Origin of the sequence: Kocuria sp. (assembly GCF_030536815.1) — a bacterium.
Taxonomy (GTDB): Bacteria; Actinomycetota; Actinomycetes; order Actinomycetales; family Micrococcaceae; genus Kocuria; species Kocuria gwangalliensis.
In genome coordinates this window covers 1-5,143 of the sequence record NZ_JAUNPE010000152.1, presented here as the reverse complement: position 1 = coordinate 5,143, position 5,143 = coordinate 1, and the positions used below count along the sequence as shown (strand labels likewise).

The following is a 5,143-nucleotide window of genomic DNA, read 5'->3' as shown; positions in this document are numbered from 1 at the left end:
CCGTCCTACATCAGGTGGACCGTTAGAACCCTCGAGGGGCGCCCGAAGGGTTCTAACTAAACACGAGGTGTCGCCGTCGGATCGAACAGCCCCGGAACAGGCCTCAGCCCCTCATGCCGGCCACTAGCCAAGACCGCACGGGTTGGTTAATTGACTTGCGTGACTAGGCCCAGGGAGCGGAACGGCCCCCGGTTTCAGACTGTGGAGCGCTCTTCGCGGGCTTCGCACCGGCGCCCTCAGGCTCGCCGTCGGCAGCCTCAGCAACGGCGGCCCGCTCAGCGCGAGACACGGATCGCATGCGCGGACGCGTGATCAGCATGGTCACGAACGCGCCGATGACGGCCACCAGGGCCACGGCGATCGCGGCGTCCATCCAGAACTGGGTGGGGTACAAACGGATCAGGGTGTCGGTGATTCGGAAGGTCCAGCTGCCGGCGTCGAAGAACAGGGAGTGGAACAGTGCGAAGAACGTTTCCCAGGCCAGCACCGCAATCACCAGGAGAATGACCAGCAGGGCAATGCTCAGCCACGCGCCGAAGAACAGCGCGCCGGATGCGGCCCCGGGGGCCCGGCGGTGCAGGTAGAGGCAGCTGATCACGCTGAGCACCAGCAGGATCAATGCCACCAGGAAGCCCCACTGGATCACATGCTGCACGTCGGTCATGTGGGAGACCTCTTGATCCTGCAAGAGTGCGGCGCCGTCATCGTTGACCAGCCCGCCCAGGTACTGGGGCGGGGCGAAGTTCATGATGTAGTCCAGCCCGTAGGACCCGTAGGTCATGCGCTGTTCGCGGCTCATCCCCCAGTAATCGGCGGGGAAACCCGGGCGATGGTACTCGATCCACAGGAACAAGGGGGTGGCAACGAGCCGCACCCCCAGGGCAATCAGGAGGATCGGGAACGTCAACGCCAGAAAGACCTGCTGGATGCGAGGAAACTTCGCCTCGCGGGGGCGTTTGACCGCCGTGGTGGAAGAGCTCACCGGGGATATCACCAGTTTCCGTGCCAGTTTTCGTCCGAGTACTTGTCAAAGGGAATGTTCCAGTCGCCGAACCCGTCGTCGGGATCGGCCTGGGGATAATTCGTGTTAACCACTTCCACCATGTCACCGGGGCGGAACGTGTCGAAAATGTACTTGGCGCCCTCCGGCGGCATACCCACGCAGCCGTGAGAAATATTTGCATAGCCCAACACCGGCATGGCGGAGGGAAGCGCCTGGTGGATGAACTCGCCGCTCCACGTCAGGCGGGCCACGTTGGATGCATTGAAGGGCTCGTAATAATGCGGGTCACCGGGTGAAAGGTTCAGGGACGATGGCTTGAACTCGTAGGACTCGGCCTGTTCAATGATGACCTTCTTACCCGTGGTGGACGGCCAGTCCGGGTTGCCCAGGGTCACGGGCCACTCACCGGTCTTCCGACCGTTCTCGAAGGCCACCAGGGTCTTGGTGTTGTTGTCCACGTACGCCCGATGTTCGGGGCCGGTGGTGAAGTTCACGGTCTGGTTCTCGTTGCCGATCATCCCGTTGCCCACGTCCTTGCCGAGCAACTCAATGGCCACCTTGACCTTCGAGTCAGGTGCCCACGGTTCGGCGGGCCGGTAGCGGAGCTTGGTGTCCGAGTACCAGCGGAACGCGCCGTCCTGGTCCCCGCCGCCGTTGACGGACACGGCCTGCTCGATCTCGTCCTTGTTCTGGATTGGTTCGGAGAAATCGAATTCGACGATCTGCCATACCCCATAGGTGCCGCCGTCCCTCACGTTCATGCGGACGTCCATTTCGTGGGCGGCGTCCACCGTGGAGAACGCGGAGGTGCCCTCGGACGTGCGACCGTTGTTATCGGCCGAGTACGTCACGGTGTAGGCGGCATCGAAATCGAGGGGCTTGGTGGAGGTCCACGTGGTTTCGTCCTCGGACATGTCCCCGGAAGCCTCCACGCCCTCGTCGGAAACCACCGAGACGTCCGTGAGGCGGCCCTGGTCGGCCGTCACGGTCACGGGGTCCACGGGGTTGACCATGGTGGTGTCCGCGGCCGGGGCCACGCTCACAGCGGGTTCGGTGGCGGGCGCGTCAGAAGCAGCCGCGCCGGAGGCGCCGCCTGCTGCGGGGCCGTCGCCACCGGAACCTGAGCCGGTTCCACACGCGGTCAGGACCAGCACGCTGAACCCCGCCAATCCTGTGAGGGCGCGCGAACGCCAGGTACTTGTACGGGTGGGCTGGGGGGCCATTGGGAACCTCACTTCGCGTGGCTGGATCTCCCCCAGACTGCCCGGTTACCGACCCAACAACAAGTTGACCATCGATGTACTACGGGCGGCGCAAATGTGCACGGCGCAGGCTCTGCGGCAGGGGTGCCGGCGTGAAATCGGGTGCGGCCTGGGACTTTGTCTCGCGGCCGCCCGAGGGGCGCTCGTCTCCCGTGGTTTCGACGGGCGCGCGATTAAATGAAACGTCTCGCAATAATCGCCCGGGGGCGCGCATTCCGGGACGTTGCGGGGACGGCGAACGACGCCGCGCGGCCGGCTCGTCATCGCGCACGGCCTCGACCACCGCGCCCAGATCATCGCGGTTCCACCCGTCCGGGGACTCCAGGCGCACCACGCGCCAGCCCCGCGGGGCGGTCATGCGGTCCGCGTGGAACGCGCACAAGTCGTAGGCGTGGGGTTCGGAGCGCGCGGACAAGGCACCGATCACGGCGGTGGAATCCGAGTAAACGTAGGTCAGGGTGCAGACGGCTGCGCGAGAACACGTCTGGCGGCTACAGCTGCGCTGAGGGAATTCTTCGCTCATGCCCTTGCTCAGCGTCCCCGGCGGCGCAGCCTGCGGCGTTCGCGTTCGGAGAGCCCGCCCCAGATTCCGAACTTCTCGTCGTTGGACATCGCGTAGTCCAGGCATTCACCGCTCACGGGGCAGGCCTCGCACACGCGCTTTGCATCGCGGGTGGAGCCGCCCTTCTCGGGGAAGAACGCTTCGGGATCGGTCTGCGCGCAGAGGGCGTCCGTCTGCCAGGCGAGCTCGCCTTCGGCGTCACCCTCGCTCACGGAGTACAGACCGGCAACGGCCTGCCACACGGTGGCATCAACGCTCTGCGGGTCGTGGACGTCCACGTCGGTGAGATTCTGCGGAACCGGCGGCTGCGCGGGGGGCTGCGCCGCAGATTCGGAATTGTCGCTCGTGCGACGATCGGATCGAAGCATCACGTCACCGGCGGATTCGGGATGCGCGGCCAGGAAGGCACTCGCGAGATCATCCAGGGTGGTGACTTCCATGGCGGATCCGCCGCGTGCCTGATCCACTGGATCAACGAACCAATCCGCGGGGATCACCTCGTGGGCGTTTTCACGGCCCTGCTCGGTGGTGTCCTCGCGATCGTTGAAGTGGCGTCGTGCGGCCTCTCCCATGTCAGTCCTTCCGTCCGAAGCAAAAGCTATGTGGTGCCCGTGACCTGCCCATTTGGGCCACAGGGAACCAACCGCTCCAGGCGAGGGATTGGTCCGTTCGGCCCGAAGCGGACCTCCTAATTACACGCGTGTAAGTCCCACAGAGTCAAGCTGGGATCGAATGACTTGCGGATCTGACCGGCGTGCCGTCAGTGTGGTCCAAGGACCGTCACTTACCCTAAGGAGTTTTCGCGTGAGACGCACACCGGCCACTTTCGCTCAGGCCTTGGAACACATTTCCGAACGCCCCACTCCCGCTCTCATCTGGCGGGACGGGTCCGAACGTGTGGAGCTCTCCGGCCGAGTGCTGGTGAATTGGATCGAAAAATCCGCGAGTCTGTTGGTCGACGAACTGGATGTGGAATCCGGCCAGCTGATCACCGTGTCCGCGCTACCGCATTGGCGGCTGGTGGTACTCACTCTCGCCGCACTGCGGGTAGGCACCGCCGTGCGGTTCACCGGTAATTGCGCCGACGACGCCGCCGTCCACGCCGAGCTCGAGGCTCACCTCGACGTGGATGTTCCCGCCGAACACATCCTGGCCGTGGCTTCCCCCGCCCTCGCCTTTGCGTGCGAACAACCAGTGCCCGAGCCGGCCATCGACTTCTGCGCCGAGGTCCGTTCCTTCCCGGACGTGTACATGGGAATGGAAGAACCCCGGGACGCGGATGATGCCCTGCCGGAGGCGGGCTTCACGCACGGTGAGCTCCTGGCAGAAGCCGAGCGAGCGGCGTCGGCGATCGAGGACCACACCGTGTATTTACCGTTGAGCGACGGCTGGAACGAACGGGCGCTGCTGATCACGCTGGGGATGCTGCTCCGCGGCGGCGCCGTGCTGATGGCCGCGAACGAGGCGGATGTTACGCCGGACGTCCTGGGACAGGAGAAGGCCGCGCGCCTGCCCGGCGGGTAGTCGGGCCGTGTCCTAGACCTGGCGGGGCGGGGCGTCCGAATCCGCGCGAGGCGTCTCGTCCTTGCGCTGCACGACCGGGATCTGGCCGGTGATGAACGCGAACTCCTCTTCCCTGCTGCCCGCAAAATCCGGGTCCTCGTCGAGCTCCTGGCGGAACACCCAGAACCGGTAGGCGAAGTACCGGAAGATGGTGCCCAGAACGGTGCCGATGATCGTGCCGGAAATGAAGGACGCCGTGGCCGACTGCAGGCCCAACACGTAGTAACTGAAGAAGATGCACCCGAGCTCGATGGCCAGGCCGATGCCATTGGCCACCAGGAACTGGACCAGTTCGCGGCGTTTGTTCTCCTGACGCTTCTCACGGAAAGTCCACAGTCGGTTGGCGATCCACGAGAACAGGATGGCGACCATCGTGGCCACGAACTTGGCCTTGATGTGACTGTCCTCGAACCACGGGGTGTGCATCAAAATCCACACGACGACAACGTTGATGACGAACGCCAGCGCGCCCACCACGCCGAACTTCATGAGTTCTTTGACGAACAGGTGCCACAACGCGTCGGCGCGTTCCATGATGCTATTCACGTAGGGTTCTCGGTTTCCGTAGCTCGGGGAAGTCACGTGCGCACTGGTTCCTGCACGCTCATGGGTGATCCGCTGCAGCACGTGATCGACCCGCATATTGAGGTGCAGCCTACTCCTAAATAGCTGGGGGCTCGCTGTGGCGATACGCTGGGGAGCGTGAGTTTCCCCATTACAGGTCCTGTCATTGGTGTTGTCGGAGGCGGCCAG

General features: G+C 64.4%; 6 protein-coding genes. 1 reads left to right on the top strand and 5 read right to left on the bottom strand.

The window, feature by feature from the left end; genetic code table 11:
• Positions 1–163: 163 nt before the first annotated feature.
• From Q4E95_RS11050 to Q4E95_RS11035, 4 genes are all read right to left on the bottom strand, one after another.
• Positions 164–982 (bottom strand): TIGR01906 family membrane protein, encoded by an 819-nt coding sequence (locus Q4E95_RS11050; protein ID WP_303383358.1) that lies wholly within the window; start codon positions 980–982, stop codon positions 164–166.
• A gap of 8 nt (positions 983–990) precedes the next feature.
• A complete protein-coding gene (locus Q4E95_RS11045) occupies positions 991–2,226 on the bottom strand; it encodes an Ig-like domain-containing protein (protein ID WP_303383357.1) in 1,236 nt (411 codons plus the stop codon).
• Positions 2,227–2,305: 79 nt separating this feature from the next.
• Positions 2,306–2,788: a DUF3499 domain-containing protein gene (locus tag Q4E95_RS11040; protein WP_312396162.1), complete on the bottom strand. Its 483-nt coding sequence runs from the start codon at positions 2,786–2,788 to the stop codon at positions 2,306–2,308.
• An 8-nt stretch (positions 2,789–2,796) separates the two neighbouring features.
• On the bottom strand, positions 2,797–3,399 hold the full coding sequence (locus Q4E95_RS11035) for a WhiB family transcriptional regulator (protein WP_303383356.1): 603 nt from the start codon (positions 3,397–3,399) through the stop codon (positions 2,797–2,799).
• 232 nt (positions 3,400–3,631) lie between these two features.
• Here Q4E95_RS11035 and Q4E95_RS11030 point away from each other — a divergent pair, with 232 nt between their 5' ends.
• Positions 3,632–4,351 carry a TIGR03089 family protein gene (locus Q4E95_RS11030; protein WP_303383355.1) on the top strand — a complete coding sequence of 240 codons (720 nt, stop codon included), beginning with the start codon at positions 3,632–3,634 and terminating at the stop codon, positions 4,349–4,351.
• 12 nt (positions 4,352–4,363) lie between these two features.
• Here Q4E95_RS11030 and Q4E95_RS11025 read toward each other — a convergent pair whose 3' ends face one another.
• Positions 4,364–4,936 (bottom strand): GtrA family protein, encoded by a 573-nt coding sequence (locus tag Q4E95_RS11025; protein WP_303383354.1) that lies wholly within the window; start codon positions 4,934–4,936, stop codon positions 4,364–4,366.
• Between the last annotated feature and the right edge of the window lie 207 nt (positions 4,937–5,143).